The sequence below is a fragment of the Roseivivax halodurans JCM 10272 genome (genome assembly GCF_000521785.1).
Classification (GTDB): Bacteria; Pseudomonadota; Alphaproteobacteria; order Rhodobacterales; family Rhodobacteraceae; genus Roseivivax; species Roseivivax halodurans.
Genome location: NZ_JALZ01000001.1, coordinates 449,461 through 467,287 on the forward strand (window position 1 = coordinate 449,461; position 17,827 = coordinate 467,287).

The following is a 17,827-nucleotide window of genomic DNA, read 5'->3' on the forward strand; positions in this document are numbered from 1 at the left end:
AAATTCCGGGCGACGGGCCTCTAAATTCGATGAGCCCGAGGGTGAGACCCTGCGTCTCAGTTCATCGAGATTTGCAGCGGCTGACGATAGAACCGGTGCACGCCGATCTGGGTCGTCATCGGAAACTCGCTTGCCCAGCGGGGATTGACCGCGACCGTGTGATAATGCGTTGCACCCTCGGTCAGCTCACGCGGCGCTCCTTCGAGCATCAGGGCGGCCACCTTGCCGACCTGCGCGCGCGCTGCCGTCTCGGACATCGATTCCGGATGGCCATCGCAGGTGTAGGAGAACTGGCAGCTCTGGTTGACGACCCCGCAGACGGTGCCCGGGTAGCGCGGGCTGTCCACACGGTTGAGGATGACCTCGGCGACCGCGAACTGGCCACGGAGCGTCTCCCCGCGGGCCTCGAAATACAGGGCCTCCGTCAGGCATTGCCACGCGTCACCGGTCGCCTCGATCGACTGATTTGCCAGCCATGCGGTGTCGTAGCGCATGGCCTTCACACTGCTGCCGTTGGCGCTCGCCGGCGTCACCAAGCGTTGCAGATGTGCCGCGCTCGCCGCATTGAGCGCGCGGGCTTCTTGGTTGAACAGAGCGGACATGTTCGAGTCATCGGTATCCGCCAGGAGCGGGGTGGCCACGACTAGGGCAGCAAGTGCCTTGGACAGCACACGGAACATTCGCACACCTCGTTTTGTTGTGAGTTTCGGAGCGGCGCATCCCCAAACCGCTCTGCGTTCGCGAGGGGGTAAAAAATTTGTCCCCGTGTGTCCACAAAGTGCATTCCGTTTAGGCAACCTATTGCCGAGCGGATTCCTGCCGTGCGCATATGTTGTGAGGTATTACGGTCAGCCCGCCTCGATCTTGTCCCGGATGGCGAATTGTGCGGCGGCGAGCCGCGCCACCGGCACGCGGAACGGAGAACAGCTGACATAGTCGAATCCCGCATCGCGGCATATCCCGAGGGACTCCGGGTTGCCTCCGTGCTCGCCGCAGATCGACATAGTGATTCCCTTTCGGCCCCGACGACCACGTGCGACGCCGATGCGCAACAACTCGCCGACCCCCTCGCGGTCGAGGAGGTGGAAGGGATCCTCTTCGAACACGCCCATCCCAACATAATCGGACATGAAACGGCCGGCATCGTCGCGCGATAGACCATAAGTCATCTGCGTCAGGTCGTTCGTGCCGAAGCTGAGAAAATGCGCGTGCGCCGCGATCTGGTCGGCCAGCAGACAGGCGCGGGGCGTTTCGACCATGACACCCAGTCGATAGGTGAAGTCACGACCACGCTCTGTCTTCACCGCCGCCGCCACGGCGTCGATGCGGGTCTTCACGATCTCGACCTCGCGCGGCGTCGAGACGAGCGGGATCATGACTTCGGGCACCACCGGGTCATCCTCGCGCGAGGCCTCGAGCGTCGCCTCGAAGATCGCGCGGGCCTGCATGTCGTAGATCTCCGGTACGGTCAGGCCGAGCCTTACGCCCCGCATGCCCAGCATCGGGTTGTATTCCCCCATTTGTTCCACCCTGCGGGTGACGTCGGACACCGCCATCCCGAGCGCTTCGGCAAGCTCGCGCAGACCTGCGCGGTCGGTCGGAAGAAACTCGTGGAGGGGCGGATCGAACAGGCGAATGCAGACGGGCAGGCCGGTCATAATCCGGAAAAGCTCCGTGAAGTCCGCCCGTTGCATCGGCAGAAGCTGGTCGAGCGCGGCGCGACGGTCTTCGGGGCCGTCCGCAAAGATCATCTCTCGCATGACCGTCAGGCGGCCCGGCTCAAAGAACATGTGTTCGGTGCGGCAGAGCCCGATTCCCCCGGCGGCGAAGTTCCGGGCGGTTTGCGCGTCCGCCGGCGTATCCGCGTTGGCGCGTACCCCGATGTCGCGCTCCGCATCGGCCCAGGCCAGAAGGGTCTGGAACGAATCGTCGAGCAGCGCTTCCACCATGGCCGGAGCCCCGGAGAGAATGGTCCCGTTGGTCCCGTCGACGGTGATGATGTCACCCTCGCGGAAGAGACGGCCGTCCTCCGCGAGGAGCTCGCGCCGGCGCAGGTGAAACCGCATCCGGTTCGCGCCGACGACGCAAGGAAGCCCGAGGCCCCGTCCAATCACCGCCGCGTGGCTCGTCATGCCGCCGCGTTCGGTCAGGACCGCCGAGGCGGCATGCATTCCGCGCACGTCCTCGGGCGAGGTCTCGCGGCGGACCAGAATGCAGGGCTCGTTGCGGGCGGCCGAGGCCTGGGCTTCGGCGGAAGAGAACACGATCCGCCCCGAAGCGGCGCCGGGCGATGCGGCGATCCCGCGACCGATCGGATCGCGCGCGGCCTCGGGGTCGACCTGACGGTGCAGAAGCTCGGACAGCGCCCGCGGCTCGACGCGCATGAGCGCTTCCTGGCGGGTGATGATGCCGTCTTCCGCCAGCCGAACCGCCATGCGCACGGCGGCTCGCGACGTTCCCGTCACCACGACGCCGTCGAGGATGAAGAGCCGTCCGTTCTCTATGGTGAATTCCATCTGCATCTCGGCGCGCAGGCGCTTTCGGGCGAGCGCGGCATGCGAGAGAAGCTCGGAGAACGCTTCGGGCGCCAGGTCTTCGAGCGAGGGGCCCCGCGGATCGCGCTCGAGATAGAGCGAGGCTGCACCCTTGGCGAGGGCTTCGCGTCCCTGGCTCTGGCTGAGGTAGCGGCCGGTGATCTGGGGCAGGCCGGTGCTTTGGTTCACCAGCTGCAGAACGCCGGAGCCGCATTCGCCGTGGCCGAGCCCGAGCGCCATTTCCTGAACGACGAGGCCGAGACCCGCATCGGCAGGCGCTCCCTTTGCCTGTCGGAGGATACGGGCGGTCGTGCCTTCCCAGGCCCGGGCCATGGAGCGCAGAACCTGCGAAAGCTGAACCGCGCGGTCCTGCGGAAACGGCTCTTCCGCTTCTTCCTCGTAGGCGGCGAGGGCGGCGGCGAGCCCTTCCTCCCCCTCGGCCTCGATACCGGCGAAGGCGTCGGCATCGAGCCGGGCGACATCGACCGCATAGGCGTGAACGAAGCGGGTGTAGAGGGCTGTCGCAGCCGCGCGGCCTATCTGCTCGGCGAGAGACGCGTGGGTGTCGTCGGTAATGCCGATATTGAGCACCGCTCCGGGGCCGCCCCAATCGGGATCCTCGGAGGAGGGCCGGACGCAGAGCACGGCGTCGGGCGCGAATTCCCCCAGAAGGGCCTCCACGTCCGGCATCCGCTCCGCCGCTATTCCCTTCACCGCGCCGAATGACAGGGCCACGGTGCGTGGAACCGGCAGATCGAGACGCACGAGTCTCTGCAGGCACTTCGCCCGTCCGCCGTGGGTCGGCGACTGCACGGGGGCTGTCGGCGTTATCAGTGTCACGTCCCGGCTGGTCTCGCCGGGTTGCTGCGGTGCGGCATCTTCCATCTCGCGCGCAGGATACGCCTCAGCGGCCTGCATACAAGGGCAAGCTCTCGTGCCGGACGGCGAGCGGCAATTGCACTCCAAGCTGGAGCGCGATCGTCCGGCCTAGCCTTCGAGCCGCGTGAGGTCGGCCACCTGACCGCAGACCTGCCGGATGCGGCTGATGAGGTTGAGCCGGTTGCGCCGCACGATCTGGTTGTCGGAGTTCACCTGGACCGCGTCGAAGAAGGCATCGACCGGCCCGCGCAGACGCGCCATTGCCGCCATGGCCGCGGCGAAATCCTCGTTCTCCATCGCAGGAGTGATCTCGGTCTCGGCCGCGTCGAGGGCTGCGAAGAGCGTCTTCTCCTCCTCGGTCTCGGCAAATTTCGGATCCGCGCCAAAGCTGTACTCGACGCCATCCTTTTCCTCGGCCTGGCTGAGGATGTTGTTGGCCCGTTTGAATCCCTGGATGAGGTTCTCACCGTCCTCCGTGGCCCGGATGGCCTGAAGCGCCCGGGCCCGCTTCATGAGCAGGGTAAGATCGTCCGAGCCGGGCATGGCGAGGCACGCGTCGATCACGTCGTGGCGGATACCCTCGTCGCGCAGATGCACCTTCAGGCGGTCGTGGAAGAAGGCGAGAAGATCCGTGATCGCCTCGTCCTTTTCCGGCCCGCCGGGCCAGGAATGCACCTTCGCTGAAGCTTTCATTGCTGATTCAAGCGGCAGTCGGAGCTGGTTCGACAGCACCAGCCGGATCACCCCGAGTGCCGCGCGGCGGAGCGCGAAGGGGTCTTTCGAGCCAGTGGGTTTCTCGTCGATGGCCCAGAAGCCGGTCAGTGTGTCGAGCTTGTCAGCGAGCGAGACGGCGACCGATACCGGAGCGGTGGGCACCGCGTCTGCTGGTCCGAGGGGCGAGTAATGCTCCTGGCAGGCCTGCGCGACTTCCGCCGGGAAGCCAGCGGCTTCGCTGTAATAGCGGCCCATAAGCCCCTGCAGCTCCGGGAATTCTCCGACCATCTCTGAGGAGAGGTCGGCTTTGGCGACATGTGCGGCCTGCTCGGCGAGGTCCGCGTCGGCGCCCATCTGCGGAGCGAGCTCGCGCGCGAGGGCGGCTATGCGGTCCACCCGAGCCGCCTGGCTCCCGAGCTTGTTGTGAAAGGTGACCGAGGCGAGCTGGTCGATCCACGGCTGCATTTTGGCATTAACGGCGACCCGCAAGTCATTGTCCCAGAAGAACTTCGCATCCGAGAGGCGCGCGGCGAGAACCTTGCGGTTGCCGGCGAGGATTGTCGCGCCGCCATCGTCCGTCTCGCGGTTGGCAACGGTCACGAAGCGCTCAATGCGGCCGGTGCCCGGGTTGCGCACCGAGAAGAACTTCTGGTGCTCCTTCATTGAGGTCATCAGCACTTCGGGCGGCAGACCAAGGAACTCGTCCTCGATTTCGCCCATCAGCACGACGGGACACTCGACGAGCCCGGCGACCTCGGCAAGCAGGACCTTGTCCCCGACCATCTCCATGCCAGAGGCAAAGGCGCGCTGTTCGGCATCGTGGCGGATGATTTCGGCGCGCTCGGCGGGGTCGAGCACGACATGCGCCTGCTTCAGCTTTGCCGCGTAATCCTCGAATCCGGTGACCTTGATCTCGCCCGGCGCCATGAACCGGTGGCCTTCGGTCACGTCGCCTGCCTTGATACCATCCACGTCGAGCGGCACAACGCGATGCTCCGCCTCGTCCGAGATCACGCAGAGGATCCGGTGCAAGGGCCGCACCCAGCGCAGGCTGCCCGTGCCCCAGCGCATCGATTTCGGCCAGGGGAAATTGCGGATGGTCGCCTCCAAAACCTCCGCCACGATCTCGTCCGCGGGGCGGCCGGGGGTCGTCACCGTAGCGAAGTAGAAGCTGCCCTTCTTTTCCTCGCGCTCGACCAGATCCTCGCGCGCTACCCCTGCGCCGCGAAGGAAGCCTTCGATGGCCTTCTCCGGCGCGCCGACTTTCGGCCCGCGACGCTCTTCCTTCAGGGTGGGCGACTGCGCGAGCATGCCCTCGACGGCGAGCGTCAGCCGGCGCGGTGTCGTGAAGGCGGCGGCGTGGGCGTAGGTGAGGCCCGCGTCGACCAGGCCGTCGGTCATCCGCGCCTTGAGATCCTCGGCCGCGCGGGTCTGCATCCGGGCGGGAATTTCCTCGGAGAAAAGTTCGATCAGGAGATCGGGCATCGGGCTATCCACAAACAGGCGAAAGGTCAGTCGCGGCGGTGGATACCGGGCCGGGGAGGCGCCGTCCAGCAGGTCGCGGGACGGCGCTTTTCCGTCATCAGCTTGTGGCGGCGCGGGCCTTGCTCTCGGCCTTCGCCTTGGCGCGCATCGCCAGCGTCTCGACATCGCTGCCCGCGCGGGCAGGGACGATCCGGTAGATCGCCTCAACGAGGTTCTCGAGCGCGAACCCCAAGACGCCAAGCGCGATCACACCGAGCAGCAGGCGGCCATGCGGCGCGGACTGGATCTCGCCGAGCGCCTTGCCGATGCCGCCGGCCTGGCTCGGATCCGACGTCAGCGCGGCGTAGCCGATCAGCGCACCGATGATGGCAATCAGCGTTCCTTGGGCGATGAAGCCTGCCTGAAGGGCCGGATCGAGCTTTCGCGTGGTCGGCGTGACCCGCAGGTTCTCTTTGTATTTCTGCTGGATGCCCTTGTAGATGTAATAGATGCCCGCGCCGATGGTGCCGAGCGCGATGGCTGCAACGATCCATTTGCCGTAGGGCAACTGCATCAGCTTCGCTGTCCAGTTCTGCGTGCCGTTCCCGCCGCCCGAGGAGCTTCCCATGGCGAGGGTCGCGACCGACACCCCGAGGGCCGCGTGGATCGCGCCGGTCACGATGAGACCGCCCCGAGCGAAGAGACCCGAGCCGTCGTCGCCGCGCCGCTCGAGGTCATAGGCCGCTGCGATGAAACGCCAGACCGCATAGCAGACGAGACCGATCGCGATCACCCAAAGCAATACGGTGCCGAAGGGCGCCGATTTGAGGTTCGAGAGCGCGTCGGTGGTTCCTTCGGTGCCGCCGCCTCCCTTGATCGCGGCGGTCAGGGCGAGGCCGCCGACAACCGTATAGACGAGGGCGCGCGCGGAATATCCCGCGCGCATTACTGGAACCACCCATGCAGGTGCGGTCTTGGCCATGGCGCTCTCCTTTGCGTTACCGGCAAAGCGCGTGGGGCTGCTGGGAAGTTCCTGTATTTCTGCGTTGCTGGCGTTCAGCCCGCCGGTTGTGCGGGGCAATCCTCCCCGAGGGGCGTTCCGTCATAGGATTTGTCGCCGCACTCGTTGATCTCGTGCCAGACATAGCCGAACCCATCCTCGGTGATCGCGACGACCCGATCGATGCCGAACTCGATGTTACGCTCCGAGAGGAAGACGTCTGCGCGGCCGTCCTCGATCATCTGGCCGATCTCCTCCGCGTCGAAGCACGAGAACCAGCCCGGGGCGACCCGCGGCACGGCGTCCGGATAGAGCTTGTAACTCTGTGCCGCCTCTTCGAGCGTGAGGTCGGTGCGGAAACAGGCGCGGTACCGGATGGGCGAGGAGCCGGCGTCGATCCCCTCGAAGCCCTCGAACGGGAGCGGCTCGGGGGCATCCGACCCCATTGGCGTGAGCGATATCTGCGCCTCGTCTTCGGGCACTTCGTCGTAGAAGGCGTAGACCTGAAGGTAATACATCGCTCCGCCGGCGACGATCGCGACGACGAGGATCAGGGCGGCAAGTATCTTTCCGGTCACGGTGTCCTCATCGATTCATCTCGATCGCGGGATTCTCCATCAGGCCGCCGCTCCGGCGGCGTCGGTCGTCACGAACGCATCCGCGCAGGCCTTTGCCAGGGCCCGGACGCGGCCGATATAGGCCTGCCGCTCGGTCACGGATATGACCCCGCGTGCGTCGAGCAGGTTGAAGAGGTGAGAGGCCTTGATGCACTGGTCGTAAGCGGGGTGGGCCATCACGATCCGTTGACCGGATTTGGGGTCGATCTCATCGGCGTCGAGGATCCGGCGGCACTCGGCCTCGGCGTCCTCGAAATGCCGGAGCAGCACCTCGGTATCGGCGATGTCGAAGTTCCAGCGGGAATATTCCTGTTCGGTCTGGCGGAACACGTCGCCGTAGAGAAGGGGCTGCGGCGAATCCGGAGAGTTGAACGGCATCTCCATCACATGGTCGATGCCGAGCACATACATCGCCAGCCGCTCGAGACCATAGGTCAGCTCGCCCGAAACCGGGTGGCAGTCATGACCGCCGACCTGCTGGAAATAGGTGAACTGCGACACTTCCATGCCGTCGCACCAGACCTCCCAGCCGAGGCCCCATGCCCCGAGCGTAGGGCTTTCCCAATCGTCCTCGACGAAGCGGACGTCGTGATGGGCCATGTCGATGCCGATGGCTTCGAGACTGCCGAGATAGAGCTTCTGCAGGTCCGGCGGCGACGGTTTCACGAGGACCTGGAACTGGTAGTAATGCTGAAGACGGTTGGGGTTCTCGCCGTAGCGGCCGTCCGTGGGCCGGCGCGAGGGCTGAACATAGGCCGCCGCCCAAGGCTTGCTCCCGAGCGCGCGCAGCGTCGTCGCCGGATGGAACGTGCCGGCGCCGACCTCCATGTCGTAGGGCTGGAGGATCGCGCATCCCTTGGCAGCCCAGTAGGTCTGCAGGCGCACGATGATCTCCTGAAAGCTGGTCGGTTTGTCGCTCGCGCCCATCTCGCATCCCCTTTGTCCGGTCGCCGCGTTGATTATGGGGCCACAGGGCCCGGGTCAATTGCGCGGCTCGCCACAAATTGACGTGCGCGCAATTCGCGCTCTGATAGTCGTGCTGGAAAAGGGCAGAGACCCGCTCAAAACAAATCATTCGAGGGACGACAGCAGCGCATGGCAACCAAGCTCTGGACACTCGGCGCCGCACTGGTGCTTTCGACAGGAATGGCGACGGCACAGCAGCAGCCCGCTTTCATCCAGATCGAGGCGCAGCCCTCCCTCTCGCGAGCGGAGGACAGGGTCCGAGATTACGCAAGTTATCTCTCAAACGTAAACGGCTTCGCACTCGGAAGCGGATGGTACGGAATAGCGCTAGGACCGTTCTCCCCTGAGGAGGCGGCAGCGCGGCTGAGCCAGCTTCGCGCAAACGGACAGATCCCGCGCGATTCCTACGTCGAGGAGCCAGATCGTTATCGCAGCCGGTTCTATCCGGTCGGGGCGGGCGCGATCATTTCGCCCGAACCCTCTGTGGAGCCGAGCGAGCAGCAGGACGAGGCCGAGACCCCGCCGCAAGACGACCAGAATGCCGAGCCGAGCCGCGAGACCGTGCGCGAGGCGCGCGCCAACGAGCGGGACCTGTCGCGCGCAGACCGGGAGCAGATCCAGGTGGCGCTGAAATGGGCGGGTTTCTACGACGGTCCGATCGACGCCGCCTTCGGCCAGGGGACGCGTCGCTCCATGGCCGGATGGCAGGGCGAGAACGGCTTCGAGACGACCGGCGTGCTGACCACTCGCCAGCGGCAGGAGCTTCTCGGCCAATACAACGCCGTGCTCGACGGAATGGGCCTCGAGACCATTACAGACAACCGCGCAGGCATCACGATCGCCATGCCGCTCGGGGTCGTGGAGCCCGGCGAGGCCGCGAGCCCTTTCGTGCGCTACGAGCCGACGGGTGACCTCGACGCCCGCGTATTGCTGATCTCCGAGCCGGGCGACCGGGCCACGCTGAACGGCCTCTACGAGATCATGCAGACGCTCGAGATCGTTCCCCCCGAGGGCGAGCGCTCGCGCAACGAAAACAGTTTCACGCTGACGGGGGCAAACGACCGCATCGTCAGCCACACCGAGGCGCGGCTCGTGGACGGCGCGGTGAAGGGTTTCACCCTGATCTGGCCTGCGGGCGACGAGGAACGGCGCACACGTGTCCTGAGCCAGATGCAGGCCAGTTTCGACCCGGTGCCGGGGGTGGTTCTCGACCCGGCCACGCTCGAAGCCGAGGAACAGGCCGTGGACCTCGTCTCCGGGCTGCAGATCCGGCGGCCGAGGGTCTCCGCATCCGGCTTTTACATCGACGGCTCCGGCACGGTGCTGACCGCGCTAGATGCAGTCGAGGGCTGCGGCAACATCACGCTCGATAGCGCACATGAGGCGGAGATCGTGGCCCGGGACACCGGGATCGGCGCGGCCATCTTGAAGCCCGAGGCTCGGCTCGCGCCCCGCGAGGTTGCCGCATTTCGGACCGATCCGCCACGGCTTCAATCCGAGGTCGCGGTTTCGGGCTATTCCTTCGGCGGCGTGCTTCCCGCCCCGACGATGACATGGGGCAAGCTCGAGGACGTGCGCGGGCTTAGCGGCGAGGAAAACCTCAAGCGTCTCGCCCTCTCTGCCGAGCCGGGGGATGTGGGTGGACCGATCCTCGACTCGCAAGGCGCGGTTCTCGGTATGCTGCTGCCGCGCGAGACCGGCGGGCGGCAATTGCCCGAAAGCGTGAGCTTCGCCGCCAAGGCCGAAGCGCTGGAAAGCCTGATCACCGAAGCGGGTCTGCGCGCCAAAACGACCCGCGGCTCAGCCGAGATGCGCCCGGAAGATCTGACCTCGATGGCAACCGCGATGACGGTGCTCGTCAGCTGCTGGGAATGATCACCGCCGCATGATGGTCCGCCGCAGGGCGGGCCATTGACTGATCCCGATTCCCGAGAGGATCAGCGCGAGGGCGAGGAAGAGCTTGGCTTCGACCGGCTCGTCCAGGATCACGATGCCGAAGATCACCGACCAGCAGGGCACCTGGTAGTTGGTGAGGCTCATGAATACCGGACCCGCGCGACGGATCACCAGCACCCGAAGGAGATTCGCGCCCGCCGTGGGTACAAATCCGAGGAGGGCGATCCAGCCGAGCGTCTCGGGGGCTGGCAGGGGCGGCGGTCCTTCGAGGAGAAGCGCTAGGGGCACGATCATGCAAGAGCCGATCAACAGCGGCACGGCCGCGAGACCCAACGGATCGGCGGGTGGCAGACGACGCATCGTGACCGAACTCACTGAATAGGAAAGCGCGGCACCGAGGCAGGCGAGCCGGCCCAGTGGCTCGAGCGGATCGCCGGTGGACCGGAAGGCGCCGCCACCGATCAGAATCATGACGCCGACGAAACCGATGCAGAGACCTGCGCTGCTGCGCCACGTCATCTTCGCGTCGGGCAGGGCGAAATGACTCAAGGGCAGAACGATGAGCGCGATGGCGGCCATCGATACGCCGGCGAGGCCCGAACTCACATGCGTCTGGGCCCAGGCTAGGCAAAGATAGGGCACGGCAGTCGAGAGCGCGCCGATGAGGCAGAGCCCGGGCCAGTTCCGGTCCCGACCGCTCCAGAGCCGCCCGCCCGTTAATGCGATCCAGATGACCAGCGTGAGTGTCGCTGCGAGCGTGACACGTCCCGCGGCGAGCCATGCCGGGCTGATGCCGGCGAGCGCAAGCTCGATCACGAGGAAGGTCGCGCCCCAGACGATCCCGAGCGTCCCGACCATGGCCCAGTCCCGAGCGGCGGGCGTCGCAGGACCTCTGGTCCGGTCCGCCGGTGCAAACGTGGCATGCTGCATATCGGGAGGGCCTTTCGGGCAGAGTTACGCGCGCCATACCGCAATCGCGCGCACGGGACTTGCGGGATAAGGCAACTTGGATAGGGTGAATAGGCGTGACGTATCGGAGGACGCCATGGACGCCTTTTTCATTCTGCCCGTTTTCATCCTTCTCGTTCTGCTCGGCTGGTGCATCTATCAGCTCAAAAACGACATGTGATGGCCGCACGCGGAACGTGTTCCACCCAAGTGGTGTTCAGCCTCATTCGCATCCAGAAGAGGAAGACACCATGGAAGCAGGATTCATCGTTCCCGTTCTTGCACTGATCACTTTGCTGGCAGGGATCGTCTACGCGATCTGGTCGAAACGGGAGACCGAGCGGCAGCTGCGGGATCCCAACGATCCGAAAAGTTCGCTCGCAGTGGACGGACCAAGCCATCAGAACAAGGACGAGCGCAAAGAAACCGCAAGCTGATCGCCGCGATGACGGTGACTAATTGCGGACAAACATCGTAAACCCGCCGCGTTTCGCGCGGCGGGTTTTTCGTTTTAAAGGTTCCAGATGTCGTCAGGCGGCAGACGATCGGCGTGCGGAACAACGGCCCGCCGTCCGCATCGCCAGTAGATCAGCGTCCTGCGGTCGCCGGTTCCACCGTCGGAGAGATCTTGAGATCGGGTGCTCCGCGGGTGGCGGACACGTCGCGCTTGGCCTTCTTCGCGGCGACGCTCCGGGCATGGATCCATGCCACCGCGTAGAGCGGCAAGATCGACGCGAGTACTGCGATGTTCGAGACGAGCGGCCCGGCCCGGTGTCCCTCCATCAGCCACATGATGAGATAGACGACGACCACGTGAGCGGTGAAGACCTGCAGCGAATGCTGCCCCAGAAAGACCAGCGGCTTGCGTGAGAACACCCAGGCGATCGCGTTCCCAACGGCCTCGAGCGCGCGGTTGCCGCTTTCGCGTCCGACCATCAGCAGCCAGGACACCACGTAGAGGTCGAGCGCGAAGTTCGTGAGGTAGACAGCATCCATGTTCCCGCGGTCAAGCGCGTCCCACACCATCGGGCGGATATTCTCCGGCAGCCAGCCGAGGTGGATCGACCGGTCGAAGAGCGCGAAGGCCACCATGCCGCCGAGAGCGGCCCAGAAGGCGTGACGCGCGAGACGCGTCTTCATCCACGCCGGATCGAAACGGTCCGTCGCGAAGACGAAGCCGAGGTAGAGCGCGCCGAAATAGATCACCTGCCAGGCGAAAACGTTGAAGTAGATGCCGATGTTGATGCCGTGGCCCGTACTGCGCAGGGCTCCCTCGATCGGACCCTGCGCCGCGTCCGGCATCCCGGTCTGTGCAAAGATCCATGACGCGGCGCTGAGGGCGAAGACCCACTTTGCATGACCCTCGCGGAACGCCCAGAGCACGAAGGGCGTCAGCAGCATCATCCAGATGTAGAGCGCGAGGATGCCGAGATGCATGGAGCCCGTGACGAGCCCGAGCGAGGCGAGGGTGAAGACGACCGGTTCCTCGACATATTGGCGAAGGACGTTCGGATACATTCCCCATTGTGCCAGCAGCAACGCGGCAGCGGCAAAACCGACGATCATGCCTGCCTGATAGGTATAGATCGTCTTGATCCGCTTCAGCACGCCGCTGCGCATGCCCTGCATGCCCTTCTTCATCAGCAGCTTGGTGTAGACGAGGCCGACGACGAAGCCCGAGATGAAAACGAACCCCTGCGCGTCTTCGACGAAGCCGAGCGCGTGATGGTTGTACTGACCCGGAATCGATCTGAATTGTCCGGTCGTATGGGCAATCATCATGAACAGAAGAAAGTATCCTCTGAACCCGTCCAGCAATGTCAGGCGCATCTTATGGTCTCCGTCGGGCCCCGCACATGCTCGCGATTCGGGGCAAGTCCTTAAGACAATGCGCAAGAGCGGAAAAAGTGCCGGAGGGGGAGAGCAATTCTAGCGTCAGCCCGCGAAATCGTCTGTCGCCGCCGATGAAGACGGGCAGGTCCGGCGGAATCATGCCAGCCGGCAGAAGCCGCGCGGTCCGCGGTCTCTTCCGGACGCTGGTCTGATGCGGCGTGAGGAAGAGGTGTGCCGCACCCCTCCGTAAAGGGGTGCGGCCATGGCTGGCTGAAACGAGCTCAGTTCTTCGACTTGTCGACCATCTTGCCGGCGGAGATCCACGGCATCATGCCGCGAAGCTTCTCGCCGACTTCCTCGATCTGGTGCGCGTCGTTGCGGCGGCGCGTGGCCTTGAAGGAGGGCTGGCCGACGGCGCATTCCTGCATCCAGTCGCGCACGAAGCGGCCCTGCTGGATGTCCTCGAGAACGGCCTTCATCCGAGCCTTGGTCTCGTCGTAGGGCAGGATGCGCGGGCCGGACACGTACTCGCCGTATTCGGCGGTGTTCGAGATCGAGTAGTTCATGTTCGCGATGCCGCCCTCGTAGATCAGGTCGACGATCAACTTCACCTCGTGCAGGCACTCGAAATAGGCCATCTCGGGCTCGTAGCCGGCCTCGACCAGTGTCTCGAAGCCCATGCGGATGAGCTCGACAAGGCCGCCGCACAGCACTGCCTGCTCACCGAAGAGGTCGGTCTCGCACTCTTCCTGGAAGTCGGTCTCGATGATGCCCGAGCGGCCGCCGCCGATCGCGGCGCAGTAGCTCAGCGCGGTCTCGAGCGCGCGGCCGGTCGCGTCGGTGTCAACGGCCACGAGGCAGGGCACGCCGCCACCCTTCTGGTACTCGCCGCGGACGGTGTGGCCGGGGCCCTTCGGTGCCATCATGATCACGTCGACGCCGGCCTTGGGCTCGATCAGGCCGAAATGCACGTTGAGCCCGTGGGCGAAGGCGATCGCCGCGCCCTCGCGGATGTTGTCGTGCACGTACTTCTTGTAAGTTTCAGCCTGGAGTTCGTCGGGCATGGTGAACATGATGAGATCGCACCACGCGGCGGCCTCTGCGATGCCCATGACCTGGAGGCCCTCGCTTTCGGCCTTCTTGGCCGACGACGATCCCTCGCGGAGCGCCACGACCACGTTCTTGGCGCCCGAGTCGCGCAGGTTCAGCGCATGGGCGTGGCCCTGGCTGCCGTAGCCGAGGATCGCGACCTTCTTGTCCTTGATGAGGTTAATGTCGCAGTCGCGGTCATAATAAACGCGCATGTGTCCGGTCCTTCCCGTTTCTTCTGTTGATGAAGGCAGGATAGGGATCTCTGCGCAAAACGGGTGGCAAAGTTCCTTCGCTTTGGTTCGTTCACGACCTTTCCATTCGTAGATAGCGCGATTACTGCAGGGTTCATGCTCGACGATACCGACCGCCGCATCCTGCGCCAGTATCAGGCGACACCCGAGGCTCCCTTCGCGGAGTTGGCGGAGCGCTGCGGCGTGACCGCGACGACGCTGGCGCGGCGGATCGAACGCATGCGCGAGGCGGGCATCGTCCGTGGCGTGCGCGGCGTGATCGACTGGTCGGCTCTGGGATACAGCGTCGAGGTCTCGCTTCGGGTCACGCTCGACAAGAGTGCGCCGCGCTCCTTCGAGGAATTCCTGGAGGCGGCGCGAGAGGTGCCGGAAGTGCTCGAGATCCAGACCTTTCTCGGCCAGGTCGACGTGCGCATGTCGATTATCGCGCGCGATCTGGCGCATTACCAGTCGCTCTACCGCGAGAAACTGCTCGCGTTGCCGCACATGACCGACCTCGAGGCGCTGATGCATGTCGCCCGGCTCAAGAGCGACGAGACCCTGCCGCTGTGATCGACCTCGACGCCACCGACCGCGCCATGCTCCGCGCGCTCTCCAAAGACGCCACGCTCTCGGCCGGTGCGCTCGGGCGTAGGCTCGGCCTTTCGCAGCCTGCCGCATGGCGCCGCATCAGGCGTATGCGGGATGCGGGCGTCTTCCGCGGCCATCGGCTCGACCTCGACGAGGGCGCGCTCGGCTTCGGCGTCACCGTGTTTCTCGGGGTGAAACTCGCCGCCAAGGGGCGTGCGAGCCTCGTCGATTTCGAGCGGGCGGTGCAGGCGATCCCCGAGGTCCAGACCGTCGAACATATCCTTGGCATGTACGATTACCGCCTGCGCGTCGTCGCCCGCGACATTTCGGACTTCGAGCGCGTCCTGCGCCGCCGTATCATGGCGCTGCCCGGCGTCGGCAGCGTCGATGCCAACGTGCTCCTGTCCGAGGAGCGGCGCCCGGGGCCGCTTTGATACGCGGACGGACCGCCGACTTGGAGCGGCCCGGCTTTGGGGCTAGGGTCCGCGCGATCCAAGCAGGAGAAACCTCATGGCACCGCTGCATCCCGACATCGACCCTGGCGGCCTCGACGAATTCTCGGTCGTCTTCACCGACCGTTCTCTCAACCACATGTCCGCAAACTTCCAGCAGGTGATGCGCGACATCTCCTCCTCGCTTCGAGAGGTCTACGGCGCCGACGCGGTCGCGGTCGTGCCCGGCGGCGGAACCTTCGCGATGGAGGCGGTCGCGCGCCAGTTCGGTCAGGGCGCCGACATGCTGATCGTGCGCAACGGCTGGTTCTCCTACCGCTGGACGCAGATCTTCGAGGCTGGCGGCTTCGGCGGAGAGACAACCGTCTGCACCGCCCGGCAGCAAGGCAACACGCCCGACGCACCCTTCGCGCCCCCGCCCATCGAGGAGGTGGAGGCCCGCATCGCCGAGGTCCGGCCGTCCGTGGTCTTCGCGCCGCACGTGGAAACTTCGGCGGGGATCATCCTGCCCGACGATTACATCACGCGCCTCGCCGCGGCCGCGCACGAGGTGGGCGGGCTGATGGTGCTCGACTGCATCGCGTCTGGCTGCGCCTGGGTCGACATGACGAAGACCGGGGTCGACGTCCTGATCTCGGCGCCTCAGAAGGGCTGGTCCTCGACGCCCTCGGCGGGGCTCGTGATGCTCTCGAACCGTGCGGTAGAGCGCATGGGCGAGACCGCGTCGAACTCCTTCGCGGCCGACCTCAAGAAGTGGCGCGCGATCATGGCCGCCTACGAGGACGGCGGGCATGCCTATCACGCCACGATGCCCACCGACGGGCTGCGCGCGTTTCGCGACGCGATGAACGAGACGCGAGAGTTCGGCCTTGCCGCGGCACGCAACGCGCAGTTCGACCTTGGAGCACGGGTCCGCGCGATGCTGAGCGACCGCGGTGTAAACTCGGTCGCTGCCGACGGCTACGGCGCGCCCGGCGTGGTGGTCGGCTACACGTTCGATCCCGAAGTGAAATCGGGCAAGGCCTTCGCCAAGGCCGGAACCCAGATCGCTGCCGGCGTGCCGCTGCAGGTCGGCGAGCCCGAGGGATTCTCGACCTTCCGGCTGGGCCTTTTCGGCCTCGACAAGCTCAAGGATGTCGACGGCACGGTGTCGCGCCTTGAGCGCGCACTCGACGCCGCACTCTGATGGCATCCGAGAATGTGGGGGCTTTCTGCCCCCACGCCCCCGAGGATATTTCCGTCAAGAAGAAGGCGAGGCCAGCGTTCGCCCCTCTCGGTGGATGAACTCCCACACCGATAAGACACTCAGCGTACGGATCGACGATGCCGTGATTGCGCCCTCTGGCCAGAGGGGCGCCGGTCTAGGAGTATGGTCTAATATCGCGCCCGGGTCCGGGTGCCTAACGTCGTTGCGACACGAGGAGGACACGACCCCATGCAGATGAGCGATTCCCGCGAGATCCAGGCGGACCGCGAAACGGTCTGGGCCGCAATTCTCACCCCCGAGGTGCTCAAGACCTGCGTTCCGGGCTGTCAGGAGCTGACCGGCACACCCGAAGAGGGCTTCGAGGCGACGGTCGTGCAGAAGGTCGGGCCGGTGAAGGCGACGTTCAAGGGACAGGTCAACGTCTCGGACATGGACAAGCCCGAAACGCTGAAGCTTTCGGGCGAGGGCAAGGGCGGGGCCGCCGGATTCGCCAAGGGCGCGGCGGTCGTCAGGCTCGAAGAAGCTGGCGAGGGAGTCACGCGGCTTCATTACGATGTCGAGGCGAATGTCGGCGGCAAGCTCGCACAGCTCGGCTCGCGGGTGATCGACGGCTTCGCCAAGAAGATGGCGGATCAGTTCTTCACACGCCTTCAGGAAGCCATCGAGGGCCCGGCGAACGAAGCGGACGCCCCCGAGGCCGAGGCGACGCCGGGCGAGGCCAAGAAGGGCTGGTTCCGCCGCATGGTCGGCGCCGGTGGTGGAGCCGCTTGACAGGGGCGGGGTCCGCCGGGTCAGGTTTGACGCGGCGGAGAGACAGACAGCACAAGAGCTATCCAAGGGGAGGATGTCATGAGTGACGTGACGATGACGGTGAACGGCAAGACCGTGAGCCGTGCGGTTCGGGGCAACGAATTGTTGGTTGAGTTCCTGCGCGAGCAGCTGCGTCTCACCGGCACCCATGTGGGCTGCGACACCAGCCAGTGCGGCGCGTGCTGCGTCCATGTGAACGGTGAGCTTGTGAAGGCCTGCACGATCTTCGCGGCAGAGGCCGACGGCGCCGAGGTCTCGACGATCGAGGGACAGGCCAATCCGGACGGCTCGCTGAACGTGATCCAGCAGGCGTTCCAGGATCACCACGGGCTTCAGTGCGGTTTCTGCACGCCGGGCATGGTCATGGCGGCGGCATCGCTCCTTAAGGAAAACCCGAAGCCCTCCGAACAGGAGATCCGGCATTACCTGCAGGGCAACATTTGCCGCTGCACCGGGTACCACAACATCGTCAGGGCGATCATGGCCGCATCGGGCCAGGAGGTCGAGGGCGGCGCGATCGCGGCCGAGTAGGCCGGCCTTCGGTTGCGGGAGGTGACGACGTGAGGCTCGGGTGAGGCCCGCGGTCCACGAAGG

General features: G+C 65.5%; 16 protein-coding genes. 7 read left to right on the forward strand and 9 right to left on the reverse strand.

The features are described from left to right. Window positions 1-56 precede the first annotated feature (56 nt). The 6 genes from OCH239_RS02090 to OCH239_RS02115 all read right to left on the reverse strand — a co-directional run bounded on the left by OCH239_RS02090 (window position 57) and on the right by OCH239_RS02115 (window position 8,135). On the reverse strand, window positions 57-680 hold the full coding sequence (locus OCH239_RS02090; RefSeq protein WP_037257870.1) for a cell wall hydrolase: 624 nt from the start codon (window positions 678-680) through the stop codon (window positions 57-59). A 168-nt stretch (window positions 681-848) separates the two neighbouring features. Then, on the reverse strand, window positions 849-3,419 hold the full coding sequence (locus tag OCH239_RS02095; protein ID WP_037258169.1) for a putative PEP-binding protein: 2,571 nt from the start codon (window positions 3,417-3,419) through the stop codon (window positions 849-851). Between the two features lie 102 nt (window positions 3,420-3,521). Further along, entirely contained in the window at window positions 3,522-5,777 is a 2,256-nt protein-coding gene (glyS, locus tag OCH239_RS02100) for a glycine--tRNA ligase subunit beta (protein WP_425280275.1), read from the reverse strand. Continuing rightward, window positions 5,710-6,573, reverse strand: coding sequence for a DUF1206 domain-containing protein (locus OCH239_RS02105; protein ID WP_037257876.1), 864 nt, complete (start codon window positions 6,571-6,573; stop codon window positions 5,710-5,712). The genes glyS and OCH239_RS02105 overlap by 68 nt, the downstream gene beginning before the upstream one ends. Before the next feature lie 74 nt (window positions 6,574-6,647). Further along, window positions 6,648-7,169 carry a DUF6446 family protein gene (locus OCH239_RS02110; protein ID WP_037257880.1) on the reverse strand — a complete coding sequence of 174 codons (522 nt, stop codon included), beginning with the start codon at window positions 7,167-7,169 and terminating at the stop codon, window positions 6,648-6,650. Between the two features lie 39 nt (window positions 7,170-7,208). After that, complete coding sequence (locus OCH239_RS02115) at window positions 7,209-8,135, reverse strand: glycine--tRNA ligase subunit alpha (RefSeq protein ID WP_037257883.1); 927 nt, start codon at window positions 8,133-8,135, stop codon at window positions 7,209-7,211. A 168-nt stretch (window positions 8,136-8,303) separates the two neighbouring features. Between OCH239_RS02115 and OCH239_RS02120 the strand changes: the two genes are divergently transcribed. Continuing rightward, entirely contained in the window at window positions 8,304-10,049 is a 1,746-nt protein-coding gene (locus tag OCH239_RS02120) for a trypsin-like peptidase domain-containing protein (RefSeq protein WP_037257886.1), read from the forward strand. Here the strand turns inward: OCH239_RS02120 and OCH239_RS02125 are convergent, their stop codons facing one another. Next, window positions 10,050-10,928, reverse strand: coding sequence for a DMT family transporter (locus OCH239_RS02125; protein ID WP_037257889.1), 879 nt, complete (start codon window positions 10,926-10,928; stop codon window positions 10,050-10,052). It lies immediately after the preceding gene. Window positions 10,929-11,269: 341 nt separating this feature from the next. Between OCH239_RS02125 and OCH239_RS02130 the strand changes: the two genes are divergently transcribed. Continuing rightward, complete coding sequence (locus tag OCH239_RS02130; protein WP_037257892.1) at window positions 11,270-11,455, forward strand: hypothetical protein; 186 nt, start codon at window positions 11,270-11,272, stop codon at window positions 11,453-11,455. 151 nt (window positions 11,456-11,606) lie between these two features. Here OCH239_RS02130 and OCH239_RS02135 read toward each other — a convergent pair whose 3' ends face one another. Together OCH239_RS02135 and ilvC are read right to left on the reverse strand one after the other, a co-directional pair. After that, complete coding sequence (locus OCH239_RS02135) at window positions 11,607-12,848, reverse strand: OpgC family protein (RefSeq protein WP_037257895.1); 1,242 nt, start codon at window positions 12,846-12,848, stop codon at window positions 11,607-11,609. Between the two features lie 284 nt (window positions 12,849-13,132). After that, a complete protein-coding gene (gene ilvC, locus OCH239_RS02140; RefSeq protein ID WP_037257899.1) occupies window positions 13,133-14,155 on the reverse strand; it encodes a ketol-acid reductoisomerase in 1,023 nt (340 codons plus the stop codon). A gap of 135 nt (window positions 14,156-14,290) precedes the next feature. Between ilvC and OCH239_RS02145 the strand changes: the two genes are divergently transcribed. From OCH239_RS02145 to OCH239_RS02165, 5 genes are all read left to right on the forward strand, one after another. Beyond that, window positions 14,291-14,746: an Lrp/AsnC family transcriptional regulator gene (locus tag OCH239_RS02145; RefSeq protein WP_037257902.1), complete on the forward strand. Its 456-nt coding sequence runs from the start codon at window positions 14,291-14,293 to the stop codon at window positions 14,744-14,746. Further along, window positions 14,743-15,198 (forward strand): Lrp/AsnC family transcriptional regulator, encoded by a 456-nt coding sequence (locus OCH239_RS02150; protein WP_037257905.1) that lies wholly within the window; start codon window positions 14,743-14,745, stop codon window positions 15,196-15,198. Before OCH239_RS02145 ends, OCH239_RS02150 begins: the two co-directional genes overlap by 4 nt. Before the next feature lie 76 nt (window positions 15,199-15,274). Then, the gene (locus OCH239_RS02155; RefSeq protein ID WP_037257908.1) at window positions 15,275-16,402 is read left to right on the forward strand and encodes an aminotransferase class V-fold PLP-dependent enzyme; all 1,128 of its coding nucleotides are present in this window, start codon (window positions 15,275-15,277) and stop codon (window positions 16,400-16,402) included. Window positions 16,403-16,651: 249 nt separating this feature from the next. After that, window positions 16,652-17,194: an SRPBCC family protein gene (locus tag OCH239_RS02160; RefSeq protein WP_037257910.1), complete on the forward strand. Its 543-nt coding sequence runs from the start codon at window positions 16,652-16,654 to the stop codon at window positions 17,192-17,194. A 78-nt stretch (window positions 17,195-17,272) separates the two neighbouring features. Then, a complete protein-coding gene (locus OCH239_RS02165; protein WP_037257916.1) occupies window positions 17,273-17,764 on the forward strand; it encodes a (2Fe-2S)-binding protein in 492 nt (163 codons plus the stop codon). Window positions 17,765-17,827 lie beyond the last annotated feature (63 nt).

Coding starts and splice junctions, on each gene's coding strand:
- OCH239_RS02120 (WP_037257886.1), top strand. CDS start 8,304: ATGGCAACCAAGCTCTGGACACTCGGCGCCGCACTGGTGCTTTCGACA.
- ilvC (WP_037257899.1), bottom strand. CDS start 14,155: ATGCGCGTTTATTATGACCGCGACTGCGACATTAACCTCATCAAGGAC.
- OCH239_RS02130 (WP_037257892.1), top strand. CDS start 11,270: ATGGAAGCAGGATTCATCGTTCCCGTTCTTGCACTGATCACTTTGCTG.
- OCH239_RS02155 (WP_037257908.1), top strand. CDS start 15,275: ATGGCACCGCTGCATCCCGACATCGACCCTGGCGGCCTCGACGAATTC.
- OCH239_RS02160 (WP_037257910.1), top strand. CDS start 16,652: ATGCAGATGAGCGATTCCCGCGAGATCCAGGCGGACCGCGAAACGGTC.
- OCH239_RS02145 (WP_037257902.1), top strand. CDS start 14,291: ATGCTCGACGATACCGACCGCCGCATCCTGCGCCAGTATCAGGCGACA.
- OCH239_RS02115 (WP_037257883.1), bottom strand. CDS start 8,135: ATGGGCGCGAGCGACAAACCGACCAGCTTTCAGGAGATCATCGTGCGC.
- OCH239_RS02090 (WP_037257870.1), bottom strand. CDS start 680: ATGTTCCGTGTGCTGTCCAAGGCACTTGCTGCCCTAGTCGTGGCCACC.
- OCH239_RS02105 (WP_037257876.1), bottom strand. CDS start 6,573: ATGGCCAAGACCGCACCTGCATGGGTGGTTCCAGTAATGCGCGCGGGA.
- OCH239_RS02125 (WP_037257889.1), bottom strand. CDS start 10,928: ATGGTCGGGACGCTCGGGATCGTCTGGGGCGCGACCTTCCTCGTGATC.
- OCH239_RS02165 (WP_037257916.1), top strand. CDS start 17,273: ATGAGTGACGTGACGATGACGGTGAACGGCAAGACCGTGAGCCGTGCG.
- OCH239_RS02095 (WP_037258169.1), bottom strand. CDS start 3,419: ATGGAAGATGCCGCACCGCAGCAACCCGGCGAGACCAGCCGGGACGTG.
- OCH239_RS02135 (WP_037257895.1), bottom strand. CDS start 12,848: ATGCGCCTGACATTGCTGGACGGGTTCAGAGGATACTTTCTTCTGTTC.
- glyS (WP_425280275.1), bottom strand. CDS start 5,777: ATGTCGAGACGCTGGCGATGCGCGCCAAGGCGAAGGCCGAGAGCAAGG.